23 protein-coding genes are annotated in these 26,483 nt (G+C 74.2%); 8 read left to right on the plus strand and 15 right to left on the minus strand.

What is annotated here, in order from left to right:
* Positions 1-213 precede the first annotated feature (213 nt).
* A complete protein-coding gene (locus ACFY4B_RS25720; RefSeq protein ID WP_387971393.1) occupies positions 214-1,533 on the minus strand; it encodes a serine hydrolase domain-containing protein in 1,320 nt (439 codons plus the stop codon).
* Positions 1,534-1,988: 455 nt separating this feature from the next.
* On the opposite strand from ACFY4B_RS25720, the gene ACFY4B_RS25725 reads away from it, so the two are divergent.
* Entirely contained in the window at positions 1,989-3,764 is a 1,776-nt protein-coding gene (locus ACFY4B_RS25725) for a S8 family serine peptidase (protein ID WP_387971694.1), read from the plus strand.
* A gap of 106 nt (positions 3,765-3,870) precedes the next feature.
* Here ACFY4B_RS25725 and ACFY4B_RS25730 read toward each other — a convergent pair whose 3' ends face one another.
* From ACFY4B_RS25730 to ACFY4B_RS25760, 7 genes are all read right to left on the minus strand, one after another.
* Positions 3,871-4,041, minus strand: a complete 171-nt coding sequence (locus tag ACFY4B_RS25730) for a hypothetical protein (protein WP_181970411.1) — start codon at positions 4,039-4,041, stop codon at positions 3,871-3,873.
* 348 nt (positions 4,042-4,389) lie between these two features.
* Positions 4,390-5,481 carry a glycosyltransferase gene (locus tag ACFY4B_RS25735; protein ID WP_387971396.1) on the minus strand — a complete coding sequence of 364 codons (1,092 nt, stop codon included), beginning with the start codon at positions 5,479-5,481 and terminating at the stop codon, positions 4,390-4,392.
* Positions 5,482-5,485: 4 nt separating this feature from the next.
* On the minus strand, positions 5,486-6,520 hold the full coding sequence (moaA, locus tag ACFY4B_RS25740; RefSeq protein ID WP_049657070.1) for a GTP 3',8-cyclase MoaA: 1,035 nt from the start codon (positions 6,518-6,520) through the stop codon (positions 5,486-5,488).
* Positions 6,501-7,694 carry a deoxynucleoside kinase gene (locus tag ACFY4B_RS25745; RefSeq protein WP_387971400.1) on the minus strand — a complete coding sequence of 398 codons (1,194 nt, stop codon included), beginning with the start codon at positions 7,692-7,694 and terminating at the stop codon, positions 6,501-6,503. Before ACFY4B_RS25745 ends, moaA begins: the two co-directional genes overlap by 20 nt.
* A gap of 44 nt (positions 7,695-7,738) precedes the next feature.
* Positions 7,739-10,138 carry an MBL fold metallo-hydrolase gene (locus ACFY4B_RS25750; protein WP_387971402.1) on the minus strand — a complete coding sequence of 800 codons (2,400 nt, stop codon included), beginning with the start codon at positions 10,136-10,138 and terminating at the stop codon, positions 7,739-7,741.
* Positions 10,123-10,722, minus strand: coding sequence for a non-canonical purine NTP pyrophosphatase (locus ACFY4B_RS25755; protein WP_387971405.1), 600 nt, complete (start codon positions 10,720-10,722; stop codon positions 10,123-10,125). Before ACFY4B_RS25755 ends, ACFY4B_RS25750 begins: the two co-directional genes overlap by 16 nt.
* Positions 10,719-11,522 carry an SDR family oxidoreductase gene (locus ACFY4B_RS25760; protein WP_380777793.1) on the minus strand — a complete coding sequence of 268 codons (804 nt, stop codon included), beginning with the start codon at positions 11,520-11,522 and terminating at the stop codon, positions 10,719-10,721. Before ACFY4B_RS25760 ends, ACFY4B_RS25755 begins: the two co-directional genes overlap by 4 nt.
* Before the next feature lie 416 nt (positions 11,523-11,938).
* Here ACFY4B_RS25760 and ACFY4B_RS25765 point away from each other — a divergent pair, with 416 nt between their 5' ends.
* From ACFY4B_RS25765 to ACFY4B_RS25775, 3 genes are all read left to right on the plus strand, one after another.
* A complete protein-coding gene (locus ACFY4B_RS25765) occupies positions 11,939-12,742 on the plus strand; it encodes a class I SAM-dependent methyltransferase (RefSeq protein WP_387971408.1) in 804 nt (267 codons plus the stop codon).
* Between the two features lie 471 nt (positions 12,743-13,213).
* Positions 13,214-13,432: a ferredoxin gene (locus ACFY4B_RS25770; protein WP_387971410.1), complete on the plus strand. Its 219-nt coding sequence runs from the start codon at positions 13,214-13,216 to the stop codon at positions 13,430-13,432.
* Between the two features lie 91 nt (positions 13,433-13,523).
* Positions 13,524-14,729 carry a cytochrome P450 gene (locus ACFY4B_RS25775; protein ID WP_387971413.1) on the plus strand — a complete coding sequence of 402 codons (1,206 nt, stop codon included), beginning with the start codon at positions 13,524-13,526 and terminating at the stop codon, positions 14,727-14,729.
* A gap of 45 nt (positions 14,730-14,774) precedes the next feature.
* Here ACFY4B_RS25775 and ACFY4B_RS25780 read toward each other — a convergent pair whose 3' ends face one another.
* A complete protein-coding gene (locus ACFY4B_RS25780; protein WP_387971416.1) occupies positions 14,775-15,419 on the minus strand; it encodes a sulfotransferase family protein in 645 nt (214 codons plus the stop codon).
* Between the two features lie 86 nt (positions 15,420-15,505).
* Here ACFY4B_RS25780 and cysC point away from each other — a divergent pair, with 86 nt between their 5' ends.
* Together cysC and cysD are read left to right on the plus strand one after the other, a co-directional pair.
* A complete protein-coding gene (cysC, locus tag ACFY4B_RS25785) occupies positions 15,506-16,084 on the plus strand; it encodes an adenylyl-sulfate kinase (RefSeq protein ID WP_387971419.1) in 579 nt (192 codons plus the stop codon).
* On the plus strand, positions 16,081-17,019 hold the full coding sequence (cysD, locus tag ACFY4B_RS25790; RefSeq protein WP_387971422.1) for a sulfate adenylyltransferase subunit CysD: 939 nt from the start codon (positions 16,081-16,083) through the stop codon (positions 17,017-17,019). The genes cysC and cysD overlap by 4 nt, the downstream gene beginning before the upstream one ends.
* A 107-nt stretch (positions 17,020-17,126) precedes the next feature.
* Here the strand turns inward: cysD and ACFY4B_RS25795 are convergent, their stop codons facing one another.
* From ACFY4B_RS25795 to ACFY4B_RS25805, 3 genes are all read right to left on the minus strand, one after another.
* Positions 17,127-18,116 carry an aldo/keto reductase gene (locus tag ACFY4B_RS25795; protein WP_380777801.1) on the minus strand — a complete coding sequence of 330 codons (990 nt, stop codon included), beginning with the start codon at positions 18,114-18,116 and terminating at the stop codon, positions 17,127-17,129.
* Positions 18,117-18,309: 193 nt separating this feature from the next.
* Positions 18,310-19,488 (minus strand): P1 family peptidase, encoded by a 1,179-nt coding sequence (locus tag ACFY4B_RS25800; RefSeq protein ID WP_387971426.1) that lies wholly within the window; start codon positions 19,486-19,488, stop codon positions 18,310-18,312.
* Between the two features lie 47 nt (positions 19,489-19,535).
* The gene (locus ACFY4B_RS25805; RefSeq protein WP_049653043.1) at positions 19,536-20,183 is read right to left on the minus strand and encodes a TetR/AcrR family transcriptional regulator; all 648 of its coding nucleotides are present in this window, start codon (positions 20,181-20,183) and stop codon (positions 19,536-19,538) included.
* 118 nt (positions 20,184-20,301) lie between these two features.
* Between ACFY4B_RS25805 and ACFY4B_RS25810 the strand changes: the two genes are divergently transcribed.
* Positions 20,302-21,783 carry an APC family permease gene (locus tag ACFY4B_RS25810; protein WP_387971429.1) on the plus strand — a complete coding sequence of 494 codons (1,482 nt, stop codon included), beginning with the start codon at positions 20,302-20,304 and terminating at the stop codon, positions 21,781-21,783.
* A gap of 104 nt (positions 21,784-21,887) precedes the next feature.
* Here ACFY4B_RS25810 and ACFY4B_RS25815 read toward each other — a convergent pair whose 3' ends face one another.
* The 3 genes from ACFY4B_RS25815 to ACFY4B_RS25825 all read right to left on the minus strand — a co-directional run bounded on the left by ACFY4B_RS25815 (position 21,888) and on the right by ACFY4B_RS25825 (position 25,019).
* The gene (locus tag ACFY4B_RS25815) at positions 21,888-22,805 is read right to left on the minus strand and encodes a glycoside hydrolase family 19 protein (RefSeq protein ID WP_387971432.1); all 918 of its coding nucleotides are present in this window, start codon (positions 22,803-22,805) and stop codon (positions 21,888-21,890) included.
* Positions 22,806-23,058: 253 nt separating this feature from the next.
* Positions 23,059-24,069: an NAD-dependent epimerase/dehydratase family protein gene (locus ACFY4B_RS25820; RefSeq protein WP_387971435.1), complete on the minus strand. Its 1,011-nt coding sequence runs from the start codon at positions 24,067-24,069 to the stop codon at positions 23,059-23,061.
* Positions 24,066-25,019 (minus strand): putative sugar O-methyltransferase, encoded by a 954-nt coding sequence (locus tag ACFY4B_RS25825; protein WP_387971438.1) that lies wholly within the window; start codon positions 25,017-25,019, stop codon positions 24,066-24,068. Before ACFY4B_RS25825 ends, ACFY4B_RS25820 begins: the two co-directional genes overlap by 4 nt.
* A 170-nt stretch (positions 25,020-25,189) precedes the next feature.
* Here ACFY4B_RS25825 and ACFY4B_RS25830 point away from each other — a divergent pair, with 170 nt between their 5' ends.
* On the plus strand, positions 25,190-26,479 hold the full coding sequence (locus ACFY4B_RS25830) for an activator-dependent family glycosyltransferase (protein ID WP_387971441.1): 1,290 nt from the start codon (positions 25,190-25,192) through the stop codon (positions 26,477-26,479).
* Positions 26,480-26,483: the final 4 nt, after the last annotated feature.

Raw genomic sequence — 26,483 nt, forward strand, 5'->3', positions numbered from 1 at the left:
GTAGGGGTCGTACGCAGTGCTGTGACGCGACAGTGCTCCGGCACGAGGGCCGACCGATCCCTCCGGCGCCACCGCCTGCCGCTCCCGGGAAACGGGGGGCGACGGGCTTCGAGTGCCGGCATCGGACCAGGATGCCCCATCGTTGTCTATGCGAGTAGACCCCGGGCTGTGAATTTCGAGTGACCGGGAGCGGCCTTCAGTGCGTCGAAACGCTCAGGCGAGCGGTCCGGCGGAGTACGGTGTCGCGGCGGCGTCGGACGGGAGGGCCGACGGCGAGGAGGCCGACGGGCCGCCGCCGCAAGTGCCCGCGGAGTACAGGGCGTTGGAGGTCCTCAGCATCGCGGCATGGTCCGACAGGTCGTACCGGTTGATCGAGGTGGCGAACTGCCGCTTGCCGGTGACCTCGCCTACCAGCAGGGTGTTGTAGCCGGGGATGCCGCCGTCGTGTCCCCAGAACTCGCCGCAGGGTGTGGTCAACCGCTGGAGCCCGAGGCCGTAGCCGGCGGCCGCGTTCGGGCCGCTGGTGTCCTTCATCGCGGCGAGTTCGGCCGGGCCGAGCAGCTGCCCGCCGAGCAGGGCGGCGATGAAGCGGGTGAGGTCCGCGGTGGTGGAGATGCCCGCCCCGGCGGCGGACGCCATCGACGGGTTGAGCAGCGTCACGTCGGCGGGGCCGGCGGGGAGCTTGTAGTAGCCGTGCGCGTGGGAGCCGGGGATGAAGGGCGAGTAGAGGGGCATCGAGGTGCCCGTCAGGCCCAGTGGCCGGATGATGCGGCGGTCCACCTCCTGCGCCCAACTGCGCCCGGTGAGGCGCTCGATGATCATGCTGATGAGCACGTAGTCGGTGTTGGAGTAGTGCCAGCCCTGACCGGGGGCGAAGTACGGCGGGTACTTGTCGGCGATGTCCACGAGCTGCTGCGGCCGGTAGGACGTCCAGCGCCCACCCGCCAGCCACTGCCGCAGCGTCTCCTCGTTGCTCGCGTCGAACGCCGGGTCCTCGGTGAAGTCGTGGATGCCGCTGGTGTGGTTGAGCAGTTGGCGCACGGTGATGCCGGCGCCGTTCGGCACCACGCCCGGCAGGCGGCTCTCGACGGAGTCGTCGAGGCCGATCCGGTGTTCCGCGACCAGTTGGAGGACCACCGTCGCGACGAAGGTCTTGGTGACGCTGCCGATCCGGAACCGGCCGTCCGGATCGGCGGGCGCACCGGTGGCCAGGTCGGCCACGCCGGCCGCACCCTTCCAGACCGTGGAGCCGTTCTCCCGGACGCGGGCCAGCGTCGCCGCCGCCCCGCCCTCCCGCACCATGGCCCGGACCACCGCGTCCAGGGCCGCCCCGTCCGCCGTCCGCTCACCGCCCGCCGCCGCCACCCGGTGGGGCGCCGCCGGGCTGTCCGTCGCGCCGGCGGCCGGGGCCAAGGCCGCCAGCAGGCCCGCGCCTGCGAGCGCGATGATCGCCGACCGCCCGACCGGGCGCCGCCACCGTCGACCCTTCGAGCCGAGTCTCCCGCGCCTCGGATCCGCCGTCCCGTCCGCCATGCCGTCCTCCCGAAGTCGACCGACGGATGCGATCAACACCCGTCACAACAAAGACAGTTGACAGAGTGTCAGCCAGTAGCGTTACGAGGCGTCCACCTCAGGTCCGGAGCGTCTCCGCCCCGGGACCCATCTTCCCGCCCGGAGGACTCCACCTCAGGTCGAAGGCCGCCCCCGACGGATCCCTGAGGCCTCGGTCGGCCGAGTGGCCGGAGGCGTGAGGCCGAGGATGCTGCCACGCCCCGCCCGGGGGCTGTGGATCCCGTGACATCAAAACGTAACGCTTCCGTGGAAAGTCGCCGGGCGTAAAGTCTTCCCCAACTCCTGCTAAATCTGGCATGTTTCCCTCAATTCCCGTGCGATCCCCCTCACGTACGGTCTGAATCGGAGGATACGTGTCACCCCTGATATCCCGGCGGCTCGGCCGCCCGGCCGCAGCCCTCGCCGTGCTCTCGGCCATGGCGCTCGCCACCCCCACCGCGTTCGCGACCGCCGCCACCACGACCATCACCCCCACCGTCCCCGGCGCCGTCTCCGCGCCCGCGGCACAAGCGCCCACCACGCAGGCCCCCGCCGTTCCCGCCGCCGCGGGCTGGGCCGCCGGCACCCGTGCCTACCTGGTGATCAGCGCCCCCGCCGACATCGCCGCCGCCAAGGCCGCCGTCGCCGCCAAGGGCGGTACGGTCTTCTCGAGTTACGACCAGATCGGCGTCATCGTCGCCCACTCCACCAGCGCCGGCTTCGCCGCCGCGCTGCGCACCGTCACCGGCATCCAGCAGGTCGGCGCGACCCGCACCTCCGACGTGCCGGCCGACGCCTACAGCCCGGCGCTGCCCGCCAACCCGGCGCAGGCGGCCACCACGCTCACCGAGTCCAACCGCTGGGACATGACGCAGATCAAGGCCGACCAGGCCTGGAGCGTCAGCACCGGCTCGCCGTCCGTCAAGGTCGGCGTGCTCGACACCGGCGTGGACGACCAGCACCAGGACCTCGCGCCGAACTTCGACGCCGCCGACTCGGTCTCCTGCGCCTACGGCAAGCCCGACGCCCGCACCGGCGCCTGGCGGGACGTGGACACCCACGGCACCCACGTCGCCGGCACCATCGCGGCCGCGAAGAACGGCAAGGGCGTCATCGGTGTCGCACCGGGCGTGAAGATCGCGTCGGTCCGGATCGCCGAGCCGACCAGCACCCTGTTCTACGCCGAGAACACCGTCTGCGGCTTCGTCTGGGCCGGCGACCACGGCTTCAAGGTCACCAACAACAGCTACTACACCGACCCCTGGCAGTTCAACTGCCCCAACGACCTCGACCAGGCGGCCATCATCGAGGGCGTCAAGCGCGCCCAGGAGTACGCCGAGGGCAAGGGCTCGCTGCAGGTCGCGGCGGCCGGCAACGCCAACTACGACCTGGCCAACAAGACCACCGACACCGAGAGCCCGAACGACTCCACCAAGGTCACCCGGACGATCACCAACGCCTGCATCGACATCCCCACCGAACTCCCCGGCGTGGTGACCGTCGCGGCCACGGGCAGCGGCAGCGGCAAGGCCTCCTACTCCAACTTCGGCCGGGGCGTCATCGACGTCGCGGCGCCCGGCGGTGACGGTGCCACCGGCGTCTACTCGACCCTGCCCGGCGGCAAGTACGGCACCAAGAGCGGCACTTCGATGGCCTCCCCGCACGTCACCGGGGTGGCCGCGCTGATCGCGAGCAGCAACCCCTCGCTCACCCCGGCGGACATCCGGGCCCGGCTGGCGAGCCAGGCCAACGACCTGGCCTGCCCCGCCTCCGACAGCCGCTGCACCGGCACCACCGCCGACAACTCCTTCTTCGGCGAGGGCCAGGTCGACGCGCTGAAGGCGGTCGGCGGCGCCACCCAGCCCACCGGCACGTACTTCGAGAACACCGCCGACGTGGCGATCCCCGACAACACCACGGTGGAGAGCCCGATCACCGTCACCGGCGTCACCGGCAACGCCCCGGCGACGCTCAAGGTCGGCGTGGACATCAAGCACACCTACCGCGGCGACCTCGTCCTCTCCCTGGTCGCGCCCGACGGCACGGTCTACCTCCTGGAGGACTTCCCGAACAGCGACAGCACCGACAACGTCGCCAAGACCTACACCGTCAACGCCTCCGCGAGCGCGGCGAACGGCACCTGGAAGCTCCGCGTGAAGGACGGCGCCTCCGGCGACACCGGCACGATCGACGCCTGGAACCTCACCTTCTGATCCCGCGGTTCCGCCCGGCCGGCCGACGCCCGAGCGCGTCGGTCGGCCGGGAGCGTGCGCAGGACGCCGACCACCACCGGGGCGGGCGGCTCACCAGGCCCTGCTCCTATCTGCCGTCCTCGTCGGCCTCGTCGGCGTCGGGCGCCAGGCCGACCTCCTCGCGGTCCTCCTCGGTGCGCTCCTCGAGCTCGGCCTCGTCGGGGCGTCGCGGCAGGCCGCGGCCGTGGCCGGTGTCGGGGTCGCCCTCGACGTCCTTGTTCGACTTGTGGTGCGACATGGTTCCTCCTGGGCCGGACGGCCCGCGGGCGGGTTCGCTGTTCTTCCCCTCCTATCACCGCCCCTGGTCCGGCAGTCCGCAAGTCGGCTGGTAGGCCCGCGGCCGAAGGGCGGGACCGGTAGCCGGTGCGGAACCGGGTCGGCCCCAGAACTCCCGCAGGGCGGCGTTGACGGCGGCGGGTCCCTGGGCGTGCGGCCTCCGCCGGCCCGGTCGCGGTCGTCCCACACGGTCACGCGCACGGCTGCCACGGGGCATCCTCCCGAAGCCGAGGAAGATCAACGCCCCTGAGGGCAGGATTCGGTGGTCAGCTCGACATCGACCGTGTCGAGCGGGGGCGGTGTCCGGGCGTCACGGTGACCCGGCGCCGCTGACGCCGGAGGTGGCGGCGACCAGGTCGCGGGCGATCCGGGCGGCGCCGTCCGCCTGTGGGGCGGGTGTGGCGGCCGGCCGGGCCCGGGTGCCGGACGGGCCGTTGAGGGCTTCGGCCAGGGCCCGGGCGATGGCGTGCTCCTCGGCGTCGGCGACCACCACGTTCGGGCTGTCGGCGGCCTTCAGGTGGACGCGCTGGTCGTCGAAGTCGCGGACGCCGGGTACGGCCACCACCGGCAGGCCGGAACGGACCAGTTCCTGCACGGTGTTGTACCCGGCGTGGGTGATCGCGGCGTCGGCGTGCCGGTACACGTCGTACGACGGCCCCAGGTACGGGCGGACCCGCACCGGCCCGGGCAGGCCGGGTGGCACGAGGACGGCTCCGTCGAAGTGCGGGCCGGTGAGCACCAGGACGTCGACGCCGGCGGGGCGTCCGCGCGTGAACGCGCGGATGCCGTGCAGCGCGGCCGTGAGGAATCTGGGCGCGTCGTCGTGCCCGCCGCCGCCAGCCACCACCGCGACCCGGAGGGCGCGGGTGTCCTCGGGCCAGGGCGACCGGTCGTCGAGCAGCGGTCGGACGACGTGGGGCACCCCCAGCACGCGCACCCCGTGGACGGTTTCCTCCGGTCCGGCCTCGCCCAGCAGGTAGATCGTGCCGATGGCGGGTGTGTGGCGGGAGACCCAGCGGGGCGGGTCGGGGCGGTTGCGCTGGAAGCGGTGCACCAGGAACTGGGGGCAGCCCAGCCGGGCGGCCTGGTCGTACAGTTCCCGCTGCACCGTCACGTCGTGCAGCACCACGTCGTCCGGCCGCAGCACCCAGGCGACCATGGCCCGGGCGAGACCGTGGTCCACCGCGGGGCCGGTCCCGTGCAGTGGCTCGCCGACCAGGCTGTCGGCGTCGGTGGGCAGGACGGTCTGGGCGAAGCCGTAGTCGTCGATCAGCCGTTGGGGCCGTTCGGTCAGCAGCAGGGAGTCCCGGCCCAGCCCGCGCAGTTCGCGGTGGACGGCGATCTGGCGGGAGACGTGGCCCAGCCCCCGGCCCCAGGTGAAGGAGACCACACGGCCGTTCACGGCTTCAGCCGCCGATCATCGACATGCTGCGGTCGGGCCGGACGAAGTCGGGGTGGTTGATCTTGTGTCCGGGCCACTTGTGCCAGAGCGCCTCGCGGACCAGCCGTTCCAGTTCGGCGTCGTCGGCACCGGAGCGGAGCGCGGTGCGCAGGTCGGTCTCCTCCAGCGCGAACAGGCAGACGCGGAAGGCTCCTTCGGCCGTGGTCCGCATGCGGTTGCAGCTGTCGCAGAAGGGCTTCGTCACCGAGGGGATGAAGCCCAGGACCCCCGGGGCCCCGTCGGCGAAGCGGAAGGAGGTGGCCGGCTGCGGCGCGTCCTGGACGACGGGGGCCAGGTCGTAGGCCGCGGAGACCGCGGCCAGCGTCTCGGCGGCCGGGACGACCTTCTCCCGCTCCCAGGTCCGCTCCGCGTCCAGCGGCATGTACTCGATGAAGCGCACGTCGTAGCCGCCTTCCCGCGCCAGGCGGGCGAAGTCGACGGCCTCGTCCTCGTTGCTGCCGCGGATCACCACACAGTTGATCTTGATCGGGTCGAATCCGGCCTCGCGGGCCGCCTCCAGCCCCGCGGTCACCTTGTCGAAGGCGTCCCGACGGGTCATCTCGGCGTAGCGGTGCCTCATCAGGGAGTCGCAGGACACCGTGATCCTGCGCAGCCCCGCCTCCCGCAAGGGGCGGGCCAGACGGTCCAGCAGCAACCCGTTGGTGGTGATGGAGACGTCCACCCCCTCCAGCGCGCACACCCGGGCCACGATCTCGGGCAGTTCCCGGCGGACGGTCGGCTCCCCGCCGGTGATCTTGAAGTCGCGCACCCCGAGGGAGTGGAAGAGCCGGGCGAGCCGGTCGATCTCGTCGACGGTGAGGAGCTCCTCCTTCTCCAGCCAGGGCAACCCCTCGGCCGGCATGCAGTAGGTGCACCGCAGATTGCACTTGTCGATCACGGAGATCCGGAGGTCGCCGCCGACCCGGCCGAACGTGTCGATGAGCGGGCCGCCGGTCGGGGCGGGTCCCGGATTGCGCCAGTCAGCCTTGGGCTTGGTCATGTCGGTCGGTCCTTCGGTCGGCGGAGCCGGCGCGCACGGGGAGCAGCTCCTCGAAGCGCGCCAGCACCTGGTCGGGGTTCAGCTCGGAGGTGTCGAGGTGGTGGACGGGGATCCGCGGGGCGAGCTCCTCGGCCACGTCCTCGAAGCACTGGGCCACCAGGGACACGTAGGAGCTGGTGAACGAGCGCTCCAGGACGCGGTCGCGGCGGCGCAGCCGGCGCATCAGCACGTCGGTACGGGCGGTCAGGTGGACCACCGCCTCGGGCGGCGGCAGTGCGGAGGTGAGCAGGTGGTGGTAGCGGTAGTACGTCTCGTACTGCTGGGCGCTCAGGGCGCCGCTCAGCCGGAGCGCCTTGGCGTAGGCCAGCGAGCTGTGCACGTCCTGGTCCATGACGCCGCTCTCGCCGGTGCGGAGGTTCTGCAGGACCCGCAGCAGCAGGGTCTCCATCTGGCAGAAGAACCCCGAGGCGTCGTCCCCGCGCAGGTAGCGGGTCAGGTAGTTGTCCGGGCCCCGGCCCCGGTCCCGGCGCACCGGGACGATGTCCCGCACGTGCTCGGTGTCCGGGGCGCGGGCGGTGTGCCGCTTCAGCAGGGTGCTCTTGCCGACGGCGGGCGGGCCGATGACCACCACGCGGGCCGCTCCGTCCCTGCGCCACAGCGCGGGGACCGGATCGATCAGCCGCCGCGCCTCGTCCTCGATCTCGGCCACGGCACGGATCCCGCCGTCGTCCGCGGCGTCGTCGGGGCGGTGCCGCAGCAACTCGCCGACGCAGTACGCGGATGCCGCGTCGAGTCCAAGGCCCTCCCCGGTACCGGACTGCGGCGGGCTCCAGCGCAGGTCCGGGCCGGGTGCGGTACGCCGGAAGGCGCCCGCGTACCGGTGGACGAACACCCGCAGGTCGTGCGGCGCTTCCCCGTGGGGGCCGGGCGGGAGGTGGAGTTCGGTGAGGTAGCGCAGCCGGGTCGGGGCCACGCGCTGGCGGCAGGCGTGGCGGGCCACGTCCGCGGCGGTCTCCCGAGCGGTGCTGCCCGGTGGCACGACGGCCCAGGGCAGGCCGGGCCGCTCGTCGGCCGACCGCGGTTCGGTGAGCAGGACCCGGTCCTGCCCGTCGAGGATGACGCACGCGGCACGGAGGTGGTCCGGGCGGTGCCGGGGCGGTAGTTCGGAGAGCATCACGGTCCTTGAGGTCGGTCGGAAGCGGCCGGGGGCGGTCGGGGTCAGCCGGTGCCGGCCGGTGGCGGCCCGGTCCTCGGGTACGCCCGGCGGGCCAGTTCCGCGAGGGCGAGCAGGGCGACCCGCTCCGCGAAGGCGACCGGGTCCACGGCCCGCCCGGCCTTCCGCACGGTCTCCCGGGGCGGCAGCAGCCAGGAGAACCGCACGTCACCGCCGAGCAGTGCGTGCAGGACGGCGTCCGGTGGCGGCGACGGGCGGGACAGCGCCGCCCGCACGCGGAAGTCGGGCTGTTCCACTGCCGGGTCCTCCGGCCCGGGGGCGGCCTCGACCAGACCGTGGAGCCGGCACCCGGGCGACTCCTGGAGGACCAGGGCCCGCCGGCCGTCGGACGGCCCCTCCAGCGGGGGCACGCCGAGCCACCAGCAGCGCTCGGCTCCGCCGGTCACGGCGGGGTCGGGACCGACCGGGCCGAGCAGTTCGCCGTCCCAGCCCCGGCGGGCCAGGTCGGCCCGGAGCCGCTCGGCCGAGACGGGGAACAGCGAGGCCGCACGCCACCGGGGCACCCGCACCCCCGGGGGAAGCGCCGTCGCCACCCGCCACCGGCGGACGGGAGAGTGCTCGATGTTCGTCAGCAACCGCCGGTAGGAGGAATCCGGGAACCGCACCCCGCCACCGAGGTGGGGTTGGGCGTCCAGCAGGCTCGTCAGCACGAGCAGCCCCACGCCGTCGTCCGGCCCGGGCCCGGGCGCGGGCCACTCGCCGCGCCCGAGCACACCGAGGTAGTGCGTACGACCGGTGTCGGTGAAGGTCCCGGACGCGGCGGACGGGTCCTCGCCCCGCGCCAGGCAGCGGGCGACGCGCGGCCAGAACCGGGGCGGCTGCTCCCCGGCCCTCGGCTGCGACCGGACGACCGGGGGAGCGGTACGGGCCGGCGGCGCGCAGGGCGGACGCACCGGACGCACCGGACGCACCGGAGGCACCGGACGGTCCGGGAGTCGGGCGTCGAGCTCGTGGTCCAGTTCCACCAGCGCCGAACCGAGCCGGGCGCGCAGCAGGATCGCGAACAGCCCGGTGCCCGACAGCATCACCGCCCCGGTGGCGGGGACCGGGTCATGCCGGCTGGTGACGACGGCGGGGCCGGCGTCGGGATCGGCCGCCGGCCCGGGCCGCACCTCGCGCAGTCGCCCGCCGTACTGCGCCGCGGAGTAGCCCAGGCGCCCGTCGACCAGGTCGTCCAGGTCGCTGACGGAGACCGCCAGTTCGACGTCCGGCACGCTCGCCGACGGCAGGGCGGACAGCGTGCCCTCGACGCCCAGCCGTACGGTCCGCTCCGCGAGCGGCTCCGCGCCGGCGCCCACCGTGACGAAGCGGTACGCGGTGGCGCGCAGCCGGCCCCGGGCGGCCGCGGCGAGCTCGGGCAGGCCGGGCACCGTCGCCCGGCCGGAGGGGGCGTCAGCCCCGGGGAGCCCCGGGAGCCCGGGGAACAGCCGGTCCAGTGCCGCCGCTCCGTCGGGGCCGTCCGGCGCGCTCCGGCCGTCCCCGGCGGCGGGACCGGGGCCCGCGGCCAGCCGGCCGATCCAGCTTCCCGGACGGTAGCTGCGGTCGCGTGGCTCGTCGGTGGCGCGCACCCACTCCGCGGCGGCCTCCTCCCACCGCACGGTCCCTCCCGTCACGGTGAGCCGGTCTCCCGGGCCGGGGCGCAGCACCCGGCGGTCCGGGTCGTCCGCGCGCAGCGCCCGGTCGACCAGCCGGGGCGGTACGGGGAACTTGTGCCCGTTGAGCCAGGCCGCCTCGCCCAGCCCGTACTGCCCCTCCGGCAGCGGGACCACGTGCGCGGGGCGGACCTGTGCCATCAGCGCCGTCAGCGGGTCGGACCAGTCCGGGTCCACTCCGGGTGGGACACCCTCCACACTGCGGGTCTCCTCGATCGGCTGGCAGGGAGCCAGCAGGACGTCCGGCGGTGGTCCGTCGGCGAGCAGCCGCCGGACCCACGCGGGCGTGACCAGGCTGTCGACCATGTGCCAGACGAAGGCGTCCCGGGTGCGGACCGAGAGCCCGTGCTCGGGGACGGCCATCGTCGAGGGCGTCCAGGTCAGTTCGACGCCCCGGCGGGGGCTGAACGCCGTCCAGTCGCGCACCACGACGGTGTCGCGGAAGCCCAGCCGATGGAGGGCGTGCGCGATCCTCGGGTCGTCGGGGTGCAGGACCGGCAGCGCCCGGTCGAGCCGGGCCAGGGAGGCGAGGTCGAAGTGGTCGCGGTGGGAGTGGGAGATCCACACAGCGTCGGGCCGGGGCAGCGCGTGCGGCAGGACGCGTCGAGCGGGGGCGAAGCCGAGGAGGCCACCGCGGTAGCTGTCGTGCAGGTGGGGGTCGCAGAGCAGGGTGAAGGCGTCCGCCCGGATCAGGACCGTCGCGTGTCCGCCGAGCTCTAGCGCGACCGGCATGCCGCGCTCTTCAGGGAGGCGGCCAGGCCGCGGAACGCCCGCCCCCGGCAGTACAGCCGGGCCTTCTCGTCCGCGGTCATCTGGCCGAGCGTGCGTCCGTCGCCGTCGTCGGGCACGAACACGGTGTCGTAGCCGAACCCGCGGTCGCCGAGCGGGCGTTCGGTGATCCGGCCCCGGGCGACCCCTTCGCTGACCACCCGCCGTCCGTCCGGGTAGCAGAGCAGCGCCACGGTGCGCACCCGGGCTCCCCGGCCCGGGGCGGCGACACCCGCCATCTCGGCGAGCACCTTGGCCACGTTCGCGGCGTCGCCCGCGCCCTCGCCGGCATAGCGGGCCGAGAACAGCCCGGGAGCGAGGCCCAGGGCGTCCACCTCCATCACGGTGTCGTCGGCCACCGCGGGCAGGCGGGTCGCGAGGGCCACCGCGGAGGCCTTGAGGTAGGCGTTCTCCTCGACCGTCGTCCCGTCCTCGACGATCTCGGGAAGCCAGCCGGGCCGGGGCAGCAACTCCAGGACCCCGTGGAGCAGTTCGACGATCTCGGCGGCCTTGCGGGGATTGCCGGTCGCCAGTACGGCGTGCATCATGCGGGCGTCCCGTCCACGTGCCGGGCGTGGGCCCGGTCGTCCCTGCGCCCCGGCAGCACCTCGGGTTCCGACCTGCTGTGGCCCATCGCCAGGTAGCCGCCGTCGACCGGCAGGTCGGCGCCGGTGATGAACGACGCGCCGGGCCCGCAGAGGAACAACACGACGGCCGCGACCTCCTCCGGCTGCCCCACCCGCCGCAGGATGTGGTGGTCGCCGAGCACGGGCCCCCAGCGCGCCCGGTCGCCGCCGGTCATCCGGTCGGTCTCCGGGGTCCAGATCAGGCCCGGCGAGACGCTGTTGACCCGGATGCCGTCGTCCGCCAGGTCGAGCGCCTGGCAGCGGGTCAGCGCGAGCAGCGCCCCCTTGCCGGCGCTGTACGTCCACTGGCGGGGCTGGGCGATGTGCCCCGAGACGGACGCGACGTTGACCACCGAGGCCCCTCGCGCCCTGCGCAGCAGGGGGGCCAGCGCCGACGTCATCATCGCGCTGCCCTTGACGTTCACGCCCAGGCTCCGGTCCCAGTCCGCGGGGCCGGCGCCCTCACCGAGGGCCAGGAAGCTCGCCGCGCAGTTGACCAGCGACCGGACCGGCAGCGCCGTCCCCTCGGCCGCCCGCGCGGCCTCCAGGCAGTCCGCGTGCCGCGAGATGTCGCCCACCACCACGGAGGCCGCCGGGCCGAGTTCTCCGGCGACCCGGCGCAGCCCGTCGGAGTCCCGGTCCACCAGGACGGCGTGGGCTCCCGCGCCGACGAAGGCGTGGGCGACGGCGCGACCGATGCCCGACGCGCTTCCGGTGATCACACAGGTCGTGTCCGCGAGGCCCGGACGAGGTGCGGAACGCGGCTTCGCGGGGTCGGGGTGAGGGTGGGGCGCCATGTCCCGCCTCCTCGGCTTGGAGCGACGGCGATCAGTCGTCGGACGAACCACCTACCTGTGACTTATGGTGCACGTGGCGATACGCACCGCAACCCAGCACCCTCGCCTTCCCTGCCCGCCCCGCCCGCCGCCTGCCGAAGGAACGCCCGTGCACCCGCCCGTGACGACCGGATTCCCGGTGCCTCCCGAGGACCGCCGGCCCCCGCCGCGCACCGGCCGGACGCGAGCCCATTGGGAGGCCGCCGCCGACCGCCTGCCGGAGGCTCTGCCGCCCCTCACCCGCCCGGGCGGGGCCGCGGTGAACCCGCCCGGCACGCCCCGGCCGGTCGTCGGAGGTCCGGATGTCCTCCCCGGGTGAGCTCTTCGCCTCCGGCGCGTCGCACTACGCCCGCTACCAGCCGCGGTACCCGCGGGAGCTCTTCGACTTCCTCGCCGAGGCCTTCGGGCTGAACGGGACCCAGACGGTCCTCGACCTCGGATGCGGACCAGGCATCCTCGCCCTCCCGCTGTCCCGGCTGGTCGCCCGCGTCATCGCCGTGGACCCGGAACCGGGCATGCTCGAAGAAGGCCGGTCGATCGCCGAACGGCAGGGCGTCGGCACCATCCGGTGGAGGCGGGGAGACTCCTCGGACCTGCGCGCGCTGGGCCTTCCCCCGCTGGACCTCTGCGTCATGGGCAGGTCGTTCCACTGGATGTCCCGCGAGCAGGTCCTCGCCGACCTCGACGGCCTCGTCAACTCTGAGGGCGGCGTGGTCATCGTCGCCACGGAACCGACCGGGACGGCGTGGTCGCGCGCCGTGGACGAGGTGCGGGAGGCGTACCGCACGCTCCCCGGCGGCGGAGCCGACGGCTCCCGCCCGGAGCAGGAGGAGTCGAACCGCGAGGTCCTCCGGCGCTCCCCCTTCCCCCGCGTCACGGCCGCGCACTGGACGTACCGCGTCGACCGCACCCTCGACGAGGTCATCGGCCTCCAGTTCTCGCACTCCTCCTTCACCCCCGCCCGGCTCGGCGGCCGGAAGGACGCCTTCGAGCGGGACCTGCGGACGGCGCTGGCCGGCATCAGCCCGGACGGCCGCTTCGAACAGACCGTCCGTACCGAGGCGTTGACCGCGACGCGGCGGCATCGAGGCCTCCGCCCCGGGTAGGTTCTGTCATGAGCGGAGCCGTACGACCAGTGCGGTGCCGCCCGGGAGACCGGGCGGGGGACGCCCGGACGGTGCCGGTCCGGCCGGAACCGGTCGTCGAGGTCGCCTTCGACGGCCTCCGGCGCGGCCCCCGCCACCCCGCCGGGCCAGCCCGGCGGTTCGCCCGGGCGGTGCGCTGCCGGCCGGACAGGAGCGCCGCCGAGGCCCATACGGTGGCCTCCGTACGGGAGTTGGCCACCGCCGAAGGCTTGTGAGGCCGTCCGCGCGGCCGGGTCCGCCGCCCCCTCCGATGAAGTACCACGGGTTGAACGCATTGTGCGGCCATGGGGGTTCACGCACAGGGGCCGATTCAGCCGTTCTCGGTCCGGCCACCGTACCCGTCCGTAAGCGGACCGGCGACGGCTAGTTTGACCGTGACAACGAGAGGCGGCCGCCGGGCAGCCGGCGCCGCCCTGGCGAAAGGTGCCCGACATGCAGGTGAGCGTCGACCGGGACCGTTGCTGCAGCTCCGGCATGTGCGTGACGAACGCCCCCGCGGTCTTCGACCAGGACGAGCAGGACAGTCTGGTGAGGCTCCGTCAGACCGTCCTGCTGCCCGAGCAGTTCGACGACGTCAGACTCGCCTCCGAGCTCTGCCCGGGCCGGGCGATCACCGTCACCGGGGACGAGCCCGCGCGGACCGGGGCCTGACGGACCCCCGCCGCCGGCCCCGCAGGCCGCCGGGAACCTTCCCGGGCCCCGAACCCCACGAGAACACCCGCGACGTGAGGAGACCCCCGCCGTGACCACCGCACCCACCACCCCCGTCCTCCCACTGCCGGCCCGGCACTCCGGCGGCTGCCCGTTCGGCCCGCCGCCCGCGTACCCCGAGGCCGCCGCCACCGGGCCGGTGACCAGGGCCGTGCTGCCCGACGGCGACCTCTGCTGGCTGGTCACCGGCATCGCCGAGGTCCGCACCGTGCTGTCCGACCGCCGGTTCAGTGCCGACATACGCCACCCGACCTTCCCGCTGCTGATCGCCGGCGCTCGCGAGCTGATCACCGACAATCCGGACTTCCTGCGGCTCGACGACCCCGAGCACGCCCGCCAGCGCCGCATGCTCACCGGGGAGTTCCTGGTCAAGCGGGTGGAGGCGCTGCGCCCGGAGATCCAGCGGATCGTGGACGGGGCACTGGACCGGATGACCGCGGGCCGGACCACGGCCGACCTGGTCACCGACTTCGCGCTGCCGGTGCCCTCGCTGGTGATCTGCCTGCTGCTCGGCGTGCCGTACGAGGACCACGACCGCTTCCAGCGCCTGAGCCGCACGATGCTCAACCGGGAGAGCACCGTGGAGCAGCTCCGGGAGGCCCAGGAGGAGGTCCATGACTACCTGCGCGACCTGACGGCCCGCAAGCGCGCACAGCCGGAGGACGACGTCCTCAGCCGGCTCGCGGCGCGGGACGACCTGACCCCGGTCGACGTGGCCGCCATGGGCGTGCTGCTGCTGGTCGCCGGGCACGAGACGACCGCGAACATGATCGCGCTGTCGACCGCGCTGCTGCTGGACCACCCCGAGCAGATCCCCGGCCTGGCCGACCCGGCCACCCTGCCGGGCGCGGTGGAGGAGCTGTTGCGGCTGCTGACCATCGTGCACACCGGCCTGCCCCGGGTGGCGCTGGAGGACGTGGAGCTGGGCGGCGTCACCGTCCGGGCCGGGGAGGGCGTGATGGCGATGCTCTCCACCGCCAACCGGGACGAGGCGGCGTTCGGCGGCGCCGGCCACCGGGCGACGGACGAGCTGGACGTGTACCGGGACGCCCGGCGGCACCTGGCGTTCGGCTTCGGCGTGCACCAGTGCCTGGGCCAGCCGCTGGCCCGCGCCGAACTCCAGATCGCCCTGGAGACGCTGTTCCGCCGGCTGCCCGGGCTGCGGCCGGCCGGCGAGCGCGAGTTCCGTACCGAGTCGTTCATCTACGGGATGCGGTCACTGCCCGTGACCTGGTGAGCGGGGCCCGAGGGAGAACTCTCACTGGAGCGGCCGGATCCCTGGCTAGTTGAGGTGCGGAAACGGCTCGTCCGGGACCGGCACGCCGAGGAACGGGGCGAGCCGTTCGTACCCCTCGCCCCCGACGACGTCGAGGACGAGCAGGTCGTCGGCCCGGTCCGCGAAGTGCCGGGCCACCTCGGCGACATGCCGCCGGTACACCCCGCGGAACCGCTCCGCGTGGAACGCGTGACAGCCGTACACCGCGGCCCGCAGGAAGCGCTGGAGGTCGCCTTCGAGACGGACGTCCCGGCCGTCGCCCCGGTCCGGCAGCGGTCGTTCCCAGTGCGTCCGGCAGGACCGCAGCCAGCTCTCCTCCTCGCGGACGGTCAGCACGAACCTGCTGCCCGGCCAGGCGAGGTCGAGGTCCTGGTAGTACGGCACGACGGTGATGTCGGTGAGGCCGTCGTGCGATTCGAGCAGCGGGAACCGCGCGCTGCCGGCCAGCAGCGTCCGGTAGGTGGCCCCGTCGACCGGGTAGTGGACGACGTCGAACCCCAGGACGCCCAGGGCCGCGGTCAGGGAGCGCGTGCCCGTGCGCGTCAGACCGAGGCCGAAGACCTTCGGCGGGCGCAAGCGGCCGCCGTCGCGCTCGGACGGGACCGGCTGGAAGCGCTCGGAGGGGACCGGCTGGAAGGAGGATGCGCTCACATGGGAGCCCAACGACGCGGAGCCCCGCGGGGGTACGGAGCCGCCCGGCATCGTGTCGTCACGGCGCCGGCCTCGTTCTAGCGGGTGTGAACGATCCGTCCCGCCCCGTCGCCTCCCGCGAGGGCCTCCCCGGGGCCACGGTCTGGCTGACCGGCCTGCCCAGCGCCGGCAAGTCGACGATCGCGTGGGCCCTCGCCGCGCAACTGCGGGCCGAGGCCCGCCGGACCGAGGTGCTGGACGGGGACGAGATGCGCGGACTGCTCTCGGCCGACCTCGGCTTCTCCCGCGCCGACCGGGACACCAACGTCCAACGGGTGGGCCTGGTGGCCGAGTTGCTCGCCCGCAACGGCGTCCTCACGCTGGTGCCGGTCATCGCCCCGTACGAGCAGGCCCGCGAGGCGGTGCGCAGGCGGCACGAGAAGTCGGGGACGGCGTACCTGGAGGTCCATGTCGCGGCGCCGGTCGAGGTCTGCGCCCGGCGCGACGTCAAGGGCCTCTACGCGCGGCAGCGCGAGGGGCTGCTCACCGGCCTGACCGGGGTGGACGACCCGTACGAGGAACCGGAGCGGCCGGACCTGAGGCTGGACACGGACCGGCAGAGCGAGGCCGAGTCGGTCAGGGCGCTGCGCGTGCTCCTGACCGACCGGGGACTGTGCGCGCCGTGACGGCCGGCGGCGCTCCGGCCGACGGACCGGGCACGGGCCCGCCCGGCCTCTCCCGGCTCGACCTGCTGGAGTCGGACGCCGTGCAGATCATCCGGGAGGCGGTGGGCGAGTGCGGGCGGCCCGTGCTGCTCTTCTCCGGCGGCAAGGACTCCATCGTCCTGCTGCACCTGGCGCGCAAGGCGTTCGGCCCCGCGCCGCTGCCCTTCCCGCTGCTCCACGTCGACACCGGGCACAACTTCCCGGAGGTCCTCGCCCACCGGGACAGCCTGGTCGCCGCGCACGGGCTGCGCCTGCACGTCGTCTCCGTCCAGGAGTTCATCGACGACGGGCGGCTGCGGGAGCGGCCCGACGGCAGCCGCAACGTGCTGCAGAGCGTCCCGTTGACGGCCGCGATCGAGCGGCACGGGTTCGACGCGGTGTTCGGCGGGGCCCGCCGGGACGAGGACCGGGCCCGGGCCAAGGAGCGGGTGTTCTCGATCCGCGACGGGTCCGGCGGCTGGGACCCGGGGCGCCAGCGCCCCGAGCTCTGGCGGCTCTACAACGCCCGGTGCGGCCCCGGCGAACACCTCCGGGTCTTCCCGCTGTCCGACTGGACCGAGCTCGATGTCTGGCAGTACATCGAGCGCGAGGGCATCGGCCTCCCCGCGCTCTACTACGCCCACCGGCGGGAGGTGTTCGCCCGCGCGGGCATGTGGCTCACGCCCGGTGCCTGGGGCGGCCCGGGGGAGGGCGAGCGGCTGGAGACCCGGTTGGTCCGCTACCGCACGGTCGGCGACATGTCCTGCACCGGAGCCGTCGAATCGGACGCGACGACCCCGGCCCAGGTCATCGCGGAACTCGCGGCCTGCCGTTCGACGGAGCGCGGCGCCACCCGTGCGGACGACCGGCTCTCCGAGGCGGCGATGGAGGACCGCAAGCGGGAGGGGTACTTCTGACGCACGCACGCCCGCCGCCGCCCCCGGGCCCGGAGGTCCGGGGGCAGCGGCGGTCGCGCCCCTGGTCGTCGCCGGGCTCCGGGTCCGGCGACGGGAGCGGCGGTCGTTCAGCGGTTGACCGCCCGCATCCCGTCCTCGTCGTAGCGCTCGCCCGCGACCTCGGGCAGCTCGGCCTCGATGCGGGCCAGGTCCTCGGCGGTCAGCTCGACGTCGACCGCGCCCGCGTTCTGCTCCAGGTAGCTGCGGCGCTTGGTGCCCGGGATCGGCACCAGGTGCTCGCCGCGGGCCAGGACCCAGGCGATCGCCAGCTGGGCCGGGGTGACCTGCTTCTCCGCGGCGATCTCCTTCACCTTCCCGGCGAGCCGGAGGTTGGCCGCCAGGTTGGCCTCGGTGAAGCGCGGGTTGGTGCGGCGGAAGTCGTCCTTGTCGAGCTCCTCCGGGGAGCTGAAGCGGCCCGCGAGGAAGCCGCGGCCGAGCGGGGAGTACGGCACGAAGCCGATCCCGAGCTCCCGGCAGGTGGGGAGGACCTCGGCCTCCACGTCCCGGGTCCAGAGCGAGTACTCGCTCTGGACGGCGGTGACCGGGTGGACGGCGTTGGCGCGGCGGATGGTCTCGGCGCTCGCCTCGCTCAGTCCGATGTACCGCACCTTCCCCTCGGCGACCAGTTCGCCGAGCGCGCCGACGGTCTCCTCGATGGGCACCTCCGGGTCGACCCGGTGCTGGTAGTACAGGTCGATGCGGTCGGTGCCGAGCCGCGCGAGCGAACCGTGGACGGAACCGCGGACGTGCTCGGCCGAGCCGTCCTGGCGGCCCACGGTCGACATGTCGCCCGGAACGGCGCCGTCCATGCGGTAGTTGAACTTCGTGGCGATCACGTACTCGTCGCGGTGTCCCCGGACGGCCTCGCCGACCAGGGACTCGTTGGTGAGCGGCCCGTAGACCTGCGCCGTGTCGAGGAAGGTGATGCCGAGGTCCAGGGCGTGCCGGATGGTCGCGACGGCCTCGTCCTGGTCGGCGGTGCCGTAGAAGGCGGACATCCCCATGCAGCCGAGGCCGATGGCCGACACCTGGAGGTCCCGCAGACTGCGCTGTTGCATGTGACGTGCCAGCCCTTCGTCCCGATCTTCCCGCGGCCCGACGCCTTCCGGCGCCCCGGTCCGGGTGACCGGTCGGCCTCGTCTTCCGGAGAGGACCTTACGGTGCCGGGGCCCTCCGGCGGCGGACCGGCACGGCCGGGTGCGGGACGCCGGTGCGGGGCCGCCGCGACGACTTCCGCGGTCACGGCCACGGCTACGCGGACAGCGGCCCCGCGCCCGGGCCGGGTGGTGTCCCGTCCTCGGCCGCCGCCAACGCGCCGCGCGCCGCGAGGAGTTCGCGGAGCCGCTGGTGGGGGAGTGCGGGGGAGCGGTGGCCGTCGCGGCCGGTCGTCTCCTCGGCGGTGACCAGGGCGTTCAGCACCGCCTCCTCCACGGCCTGGACGACGGCCTCGTAGAAGGGGTCGATCCGGCCCCAGGGGATGAACCGCAGGGTGTCGTAGTCGGTGTCGCCGGGCTCGCCCCGGGGGAAGGAGCTGCCCAGCGCGCCCGGGTTGGCGGTGGAGAAGGCGAGGAAGACGTCGCCGGAGAAGTGGCCCCCGCTGGTGCCGGTCCGGGCCAGGCCCAGCGGCACCCGGCGGGCCAGCGCCTTGCACTGGCCGGGCAGCAGCGGCGCGTCCGTGCCGATCACGACGATCACCGAGCCGGCCCCGCCGGGGGCGAACCAGTCGTCGTCCTCCATCGGGTTGTCCGCCGACAGCTCCCGCCCGACCGGGACGCCGCAGACCACGAGTTCGCGCCGGTCGCCGAAGTTGGCCTGGACGAAGGCGCCCACGGTGTAGTCGGCGGAGCCGTAGCGGACGACCCGGCTGGCGGTGCCGGAACCGCCCTTGAAGCCGTAGCAGTTCATCCCGGTGCCGCCGCCGACGCAGCCCTCCTCGACCGGCCCGGCCGCCGCCGACTCGATCGCGGCGATCGCGTGCTCGGCGCGGACGTGCGGTCCGTTGATGTCGTTGAGGTAGCCGTCCCAGGTCTCGGCGACCACCGGCAGCAGCCACTGCCGGGCCAGGTCGGGCCGGTGGGCGGCGGTCCAGTCGACGACGCCCCGGTGCACGGTGCCGACGGCGTGGGTGTTGGTCACCATGACCGGGCCGTTGAGCGCGCCGGTCTCCTCGATCCAGGTCGTCCCGGTCATCTCGCCGTTGCCGTTCAGCGCGTACCAGCCGGCCGCGCACGGCGTGCCCACGCCCTCGCGTCCGCGCGGGAGCACCGCGGTGACGCCGGTGCGGACGTGCTCGCCCTCGACGAGCGTGGTGTAGCCGATCCGTACGCCGGGGACGTCGGTCAGGGCGTTGGCGGGGCCGGGGGTGCCGTCCAGGAGCAGGCCGAGGGCGCGGGCCCGGGGGCGTCCGGACGGGGTGGAGAGCGTGGTCATGTGGATCCTTCCTCGCGGGGCAGGGGCAGGGGCTGGGGCGCGGGAGGTCAGTCGCGGGGGCGCGCGGCCTGGCCGTCCACCGCCCGGTCGGGGCGCAGGTCCGGGCAGCCGGTCGCCGTCCGGGCGTAGCCGAGCAGCAGCTCCAGCGAGCGCTCGGGGGTGAGCGAGGCGTTGCGGGAGACGATGTGCAGGCCGTAGCCGTCCTCCAGGACGACCAGGTTGGCGGCGAGGTCGAGGGCCGGCCCGGTGGGCTCGAAGTGGCCCTGGGCCCGGCCGATCTCCAGGATGCTCGCGTAGAGGGCGACCTGACGGTCGAACAGGCTCTGCGCGAGTGCGGAGTAGACCGGGTTGTCGTGCGTGGCCGAGCTGAACTCGTACAGCACCAGGGCGAGTTCGTCGTCAGGGCCGTCCGGGAGGCCGAGCCGGGCGCAGGCCACGAGCTTGTCGCGGGCGTCCGGCAGCCCGGCCGCGACGGCGCTGCGGCTGGTGAAGAAGCGGTCGGCGGCGCGCTGGTAGACCTGCTGGAGCAGCTCGCCGATGTCGCTGAAGTAGTAGCTGACCGACCCCCGGGCGACGCCGGCGGCGTCCGCGATGTCGGCGACGCGCAGCTGCGCCAGGCCGTGCCGTCCGACGGCCTCGGTGGCCGCGAGGACCAGCTGTTCGCGGCGGGCGGCCTGGTTCTTTGCTCGGGCCATCGCATTCCTTGTCACTGATGTCGGATCACGTCGTACCTCTTGACGTGGAACTATCGCAGAACTTTGACTTCTGTGCCAAAGAACTCCGACGAAGTTTCATGGACTCGGAAGGAGCACGATGGCCGATCCCCGCGCCACCGACCCCGCCGCCACCGACCCCGCTACCGCCGCCACCGGCCCCGCCGCCTCGGGCTCCGCGCCGTCGGCCGGCTACGCCCAGGACCTCTCCCGCTCGCTCAGCCTGCGCGAGAACATGCTGATCACCCTCTCCTCGGTGACCCCGGCCTCCAGCGTGTTCATCGTGATGCCGGCGGTGATCCGGGGCCTCGGCGGCGCGGCGGCCGTGGCCTTCGCCCTCGCGGCGGCGGTCGGCGTGCTGATGGCGCTCTGCTACGCGGAGCTGTCCAGCGCCTTCCCGGTCACTGGGGGCGAGTACGCCTTCGCGGCGCGCACCCTCGGCCGGTCCACCGGGTTCGCGCTGTTCGCGCTCAGCCTGCTCGGCGGGGTGCTGGTCACCGCCGTCATCGCCCTCGGCACCGGCAGCTACCTGGGCGTGCTCTGGAGCGCGCTGGACGGGAAGGGGACCGGGCTGGCGGTGATCGCGCTGGCCTCGCTGGTCGCGGTGCTCGACATCCGCACCAACGCCTGGGTCACCGGGGTCTTCCTGCTCCTGGAGCTGGCGGCGGTCGCGGTGCTGGCCGTGCTCGGCTTCGTCCACGTCGACCAGCCGGTCTCGGTGCTGTGGACCCCGCAGGCGCTCGGCGGCGCCGGCGGCGACGTGCTGGTCGGGGCGTCCTGGGGGCTGGTCGCCTCGTTCACGACCACCGCGATCTTCGCCTACAACGGCTACGGCACCGCCGTGTACTTCGCGGAGGAGACCAGGCGGGCGTCCTCGATCGGCCGGGTGGTGCTCTGGTCGCTGGGGATCACCGTCGCCGCCGAGTGCCTGCCGCTGGTCGGGGTGCTGCTGGGCACGCCGAGCATGAGCGGACTGATGTCGGCGGCCTCACCGATGAGCTACTTCCTGCTGGAGCGGGGCGGCTCCACCGTCAACACGGTGGTCAGCCTGGGCATCGCCGTCGCCGTCGTCAACGCGGTCATCGCGATCATGCTGCAGAGCGGACGGCTGCTCTTCTCCTCGGCCCGCGACCGGGCCTGGCCCGACCGGGTCGGCGCCCCGCTCGCCTCCGTCCACCCCCGGCTGCGCACGCCCCTCGCGGCGACCCTGACCATGGGCGTGGCCACGCTGCTGGTCGGCTGGCTCGTCTCGCTCGACACGCTGATCCTGGCCACCGGCTCGACCCTGGTCGTGGTCTACGTCCTGGTCGCGCTGTCGGCGCTGTTCGGCCGGATCAGGGGGACCACCGCCACGGCCCCCTACCGGATGCGCGGCTGGCCGTACGTCCCGCTGGGCGTCGTCGCGATCATGCTCTACGTCGGCTACGAGTCGGTACGGGCCGACTGGCGCCCGATCGCCATCGCGGTCGGGATGACGGCCGTCGGCTACGCCTACTACTACGCCTACCTCCACCCCCGTCGCGCCGACCGCTGGACCATGCCCGACCCGGTCCGGGAGGAGGACGGCGGCGCCGCCGGCTGAGGCCCCAGGCGGGTTCCGCCGGGGCCGGGGCCGGGACCGGGGCACGCGACGGCGGCGGCGCCGAGGCCCTCCGCGGTGACGTACCGCGGAGGGCCCGTGCGGGTTCAGCAGCCCAGGTGGTCGCCCGGCACGGTGCCGAGCAGCTGGGTGAAGCGCTGGTAGGCGTCGATCCGGCTCTGCACCTGCGCGGGGTTGCCGCCGTTGCACTCCAGCGAGCCGTTGATGCTGCGGATCGTCTCGCCGAAGCCGTAGCCGTTGACGATCGCGTTGTGCGGGGTCATGGTGCCCGGCCCGTTCTGGGTGTTCCAGTACCAGAGCGCGGTCTTCCAGGCGACGGCCGGGTCGGTCTGCACCAGGTTGGGGTTGTGCAGCAGGTCGATGCCGAGGGCGTCGCCGGCCGCCTTGTAGTTGAAGTTCCAGCTCAGCTGGATCGGGCCGCGCCCGTAGTACGCGGACTGCCCGGCCGGGCAGCCGTACGGCTGCGAAGTGTCGCAGTAGTGGGGGTAGTTGGCGGTGTTCTGCTCGACCACGTAGACCAGGGCGCCGGTCTCGTGGTTGACGTTGGCCAGGAAGGCCGCGGCCTCCTGCCTGCGGACGGTGTCGCTGCCGGTGGCCGCGAAGGCGGGGTAGGCGGCGAGGGCGTCGATCAGGCCCTGGTAGGTGTAGAAGGCGTTCCGGTTCGGGAACATCTGGTTGAACTGGGCCTGGCTGACCGGGAATCCGCCCGGGTTCGGGGTGCCGGTGGACGTCGGCGTGGCGGTCGGGCTCGGGCCGGTGCCGCAGCCGCCCTGGTCGGACCAGACGCCGGAGCCGCCGGTGCTGGGCGGCTCGTTCTGGGTCCACCACTTGGCGAGCCAGTTGTGGCCGTTGTAGGAGACGGCGGCGCCGCCGGTGTAGACGGCCGAGGAGCTCCAGGGCGTGGCGCAGACGGCGGCGCTGGCGTTGGTCGCGGGTAGCAGCAGGAGCACCGTCAGCGTCGTGGCGACGGCGGAGAGCAGTGCGAGCAGGCGTTTCGTGGACACTTGATCACCCCTTGTGCGGTGTGGGGCCGCACGGTCGTGGAGGTAGGGACGTCGGGGCAGGGGAGCCGGGCCCCGCGGGGTGGGGGCACGTCGTGGGGGACGGGCCGACCGGGGTGCGGGCCGGTGCGGGGCTGCCCCAGACTCAAGCGGAGTGGTCTATACCTGTCAAGGGGTTCCGGGCAAAAGACCCGCCCGCGAGCGGCGCGGTGGGCGGCGCCGGGGCGGCGGGGCGTGCGGATGCCGGCCCGGGTGGTCACAGGTCCGCGAGGTCCGCGAGGTTGGCGATCAGGTCGGCGAGTCCGGCGTCCAGCGGGATCAGCGGGCGCCATCCGGTCGCGGCGCGGAACCGCGAGGAGTCCGCGACGGTGCTCCGCAGGTCGGTCGGCAGCGCGTGCTCCGGCGGGGGGACGGAGACCACCGGCACGGCGGGACGGCCGGTCCGCACCGCGACGCCGTCGGCGATCGCCCGGAAGACCCGCCCGAGCGGCTCCCCGTGCCCGGTGCCGAGCACCCAGTACCGGCCGGCGACCGCGTCGGGCCGGTCCAGGGCGGCCAGGAAGGCCCGCCCGGTGTCGTCGACGTGGAGCAGGTCGCGCCGCACGGAGCCGTCGTGCCACATCGTCAGCGGCTCCCCGGCCAGGGCGCGGCGCACCATCGTCGCCAGCACCCCCCGGTCGCCCCGCCCCGCCGGTGCGCCGCGGCCGTAGACCGTCGGCAGCCGCAGACAGGCGCCGCGCACCGCGCCCTCGGCCGTGGCGGCCAGCAACTCCCGTTCCGCCGCCGCCTTCTGGCGGTCGTACGGGCTGGCCGGGGCGTCCGGCGCGGACTCGTCGACCGGGATCGGCGCGTCCGGCCCGGCCTGCGAGGTCGAACCGGCGAACAGGACGACCACGGGGGCGCCGCCGCGCCGTGCGCGCTCCTGCCGGAGGGCCGGCAGGAGCGAGCTCATCACGCCGGCGTTGGTCCGTCCCAGCGCCTCCTCGGGCTGGCCGGCGCCGCGCCACCCCGCGCGGTGCGAGACCAGGTGGACGACCGCGTCGGACCCGGCGACGGCGGCCCGGAGGGCCTCGGGGTCCGTCACGTCGGCGGCGACCACCTCGACCTCGGCCCGCCCGGCGGGCGGCACGGCGACCGCCCCCCGGGCCACCGCACGTAGCCGGAGCGGCCGTTGGGCGAGCGCCCCGAGGACGACGGAGCCGACGAAGCCCGAGGCGCCCAGCACGGTGACGTGGGGGCGGCGCGCCGCCGCGGCGGGGCCGCTCACGCCGTGTCGGCCGGCGGCCGGGCCGTGCCGACTCCCGCGTCGGACCGCCGGTACAGCGCCTGCCAGTAGTAGCTCCACGGGACGGCCCCGCCGTCGGCGACGGTCTCCCAGTGCGGCCCGGGGCGGTAGGACGAGAGGAACTTCGGCGCCAGCGCCTCGACGGCGCGGCTGTCGTGGATGTCGAGGACGTCCCGCAGCAGCCCGGTCGCCAGGGCCATCCGGACGACCTCCTCGCCCTGGGCGTGGTTGTCCAGCTCCTTCTCCAGGTACTTGCCGACCGGGTTGTTCACGTAGAGCGCCGCGCACCGGCGGTCGACCAGGTCGAGGTAGTTGAGCACCGTCCCGGGCGGCATCTCCGCGAACGAGTCGATGTTGAGGCAGAGTTCGAAGCGGCTCCCGCCGAGGGCCCGGTCCAGGTCGTCCGTGTCGTCGACCGGGACGAACCTGACGCGCGCGAAGTCCTCGGGGGCGAGCACCCTGCCGAGGTACGCCCGCGACAGCGAGAGCACGCGGGCCAGGTCGACGATGCAGTACTCCTCGACGCGGTGGTTGGCGAAGATCGCGTGGCAGGTCCGGCCGTAGCCGGCGCCGATCTCCAGGACGCGGGCGCCGTCCAGCGGGAGGTGGCGGGAGATGAAGTCCAGTTCGTGGACGGCGAGCAGGTAGTCCATGCAGACCCGGTCGCCGTCGTGGGTCACGGTGATGGGCGAGCCGAGTTCGCGGCCGCGGATCCGGCGCAGGCGGGACCGGTTCTCCGGCGTGAGCCGCGTGGCGAGTTCGAAGATGAGCGCCTTGAGGTAGCGGACGCCGTTGACCTGCGGATCCCAGAGGGCGAGCTTGAAGTTCACCGGCTCGGACTTGAAGGATCCGAGCTCGGCCACGCCCTGCTCGGTCACCTTGACGGAGTTGTTGTATTCCCACAGTGCGCTGGGGGCGTACCTGTCATCCATGGCTGCCGATGCTAGGAGGACCGGCCGGCGGGGGCTTCCTCGATCGTGCTGTTCCCGCCCGGCCCGGCCGCCCGCCGCCCCCGCCGCCCCGAACACAGCACTCCGCGAGAAGTGCGGCCGTCCGCCGCGGTGCCAGAATCACCGGGATTCGTCCGAGCTCGGAGGGCCCGTTGCGCGTACTGTTCGTCACCGCACCGTTCCGCTCGCACCTCTACGTGCAGACGCCGCTCGCCTGGGCGCTGCGCACGGCCGGCCATGAGGTCCGGGTCGCCTGCTCGCCCCGCCTGACCGAGGACGTCGTCCGCACCGGGCTCACGCCCGTGCCGATCGGCGAGGAGGTCGACCTCGGGGACCTGATGGCGCGGTCGGAGCCGGAGCGCGCCCCGGCGGCGCCGGCCGGGGGCCGGAAGTCGCACCAGAGCGACTACCCCCTCGGCGACCCGACCGCCGAGCTGGCCTCCAACGCGGCCGGCTGGCGGACGCTGTTCAACCCCGACTCGTCCTTCGACGACCTGGTCGCGTTCGCCGAGCTGTGGCGCCCCGACCTCGTCGTCTCCGACACCTTCGTCCTCTCGGGCGCGCCCGCCGCCCGCCGGGTCGGGGCGGCGCACGCCCGCATGCTGTTCGGCGCGGACGGGCTCGGCCAGCTGCGCACGGCCTGCCGCGCGCAGTGGCGGGCGCAGGGCCCCGACTGGGACGGCGTCGATCCGCTGCGGGAGTGGCTGGAGCCGGTGTTCGGCCGGTTCGGCGTGGAGTTCGACGAGGAGGCGGTCCTCGGGCAGTGGACGGTCTTCCCGATGCCCACCTGGGTCTGGCGTCCGGCCGGGATCCCGTACGTCCCGATGCGGCACGTCCCGTTCAACGGCCCGAGCGCCACGCCGTCCTGGGTGTACCGGCGCCCGGAGCGGCGGCGGGTCTGCTTCACCCTCGGACTGGCGCACCGGGAGGGCCGCGGCCACGGGGTGTCCGCTTCGCCGCGCGAGGTCTTCGACGCCATCGCGGACGTCGACGTCGAGGTGGTCGCGACCCTCGCCCCCGGTCAACTCCCGCCGGGGCTCCGCGTTCCCGACAACGTGCGGGTGGTCGACTTCGTCCCGCTCAACGACCTCCTGCCCACCTGCGCGGCCGTCATCCACAGCGGCGGGGCGGGGGCCTTCGCGGCCGCCGTCGAACACGCCGTCCCGCAGCTGATCGTGCCCAACGTGTACTGGAGCGAGAAGTGGTGGGGGCCGGTGGCGATGGCCTCCGGGCTGGAGGAGCAGGGCGCCGGCCGCTACGTCGCCGACGCCGACGGGCTGACCGGCGAGCTGCTCCGTTCCGAGCTGCGGCGGGTCCTGGAGGACCCGGCCTTCCGGGAGGGCGCCGCGCGGGTGTCCGAGCAGTCCGCCGCTCTGCCGAGCCCGCACGACCTTGTCCCGGTCCTGGAGGGGCTCACCGCCAAGCACCGCTACCCGGCCTGACCCC

Source organism: Kitasatospora sp. NPDC001261 (genome assembly GCF_042896795.1).
Taxonomy (GTDB): Bacteria; Actinomycetota; Actinomycetes; order Streptomycetales; family Streptomycetaceae; genus Kitasatospora.